We start from the raw sequence: 663 nt of genomic DNA, 5'->3' as shown, positions 1-663 counted from the left end.
TGAAACCGCGTCGCTAGATGTGGTGGAGTCGTCCTTGAAATACCACCCTTGTAGTTTTGATGTTCTAACGTTGGTCCCTGAATCGGGATTACGGACAGTGCCTGGTGGGTAGTTTGACTGGGGCGGTCTCCTCCCAAAGAGTAACGGAGGAGCACGAAGGTGGGCTAAACACGGTTGGACATCGTGTGGTTAGTGCAATGGCATAAGCCCGCTTGACTGCGAGAATGACAATTCGAGCAGGTGCGAAAGCAGGTCATAGTGATCCGGTGGTTCTGAATGGAAGGGCCATCGCTCAACGGATAAAAGGTACTCCGGGGATAACAGGCTGATACCGCCCAAGAGTTCATATCGACGGCGGTGTTTGGCACCTCGATGTCGGCTCATCACATCCTGGGGCTGAAGTCGGTCCCAAGGGTATGGCTGTTCGCCATTTAAAGTGGTACGCGAGCTGGGTTTAGAACGTCGTGAGACAGTTCGGTCCCTATCTGCCGTGGGCGTTGGAAAATTGAAAGGGGCTGCTCCTAGTACGAGAGGACCGGAGTGGACGAACCTCTGGTGTTCGGGTTGTCATGCCAATGGCATTGCCCGGTAGCTAAGTTCGGAATCGATAACCGCTGAAAGCATCTAAGCGGGAAGCGAGCCTTGAGATGAGTTTTCCCTGGC

At 53.8% G+C, this 663-nt stretch carries 1 rRNA gene; it reads left to right on the top strand.

The features are described 5' to 3' along the window. Positions 1-663: ribosomal RNA gene (locus tag QQ041_RS22080) — 23S ribosomal RNA — on the top strand; the annotation flags it as partial.

Source organism: Vibrio sp. TMPB1044 (assembly GCF_030442075.1).
Classification (GTDB): domain Bacteria; phylum Pseudomonadota; class Gammaproteobacteria; order Enterobacterales; family Vibrionaceae; genus Vibrio; species Vibrio satsumensis.
This window is presented reverse-complemented; position numbering and strand designations above follow the sequence as displayed.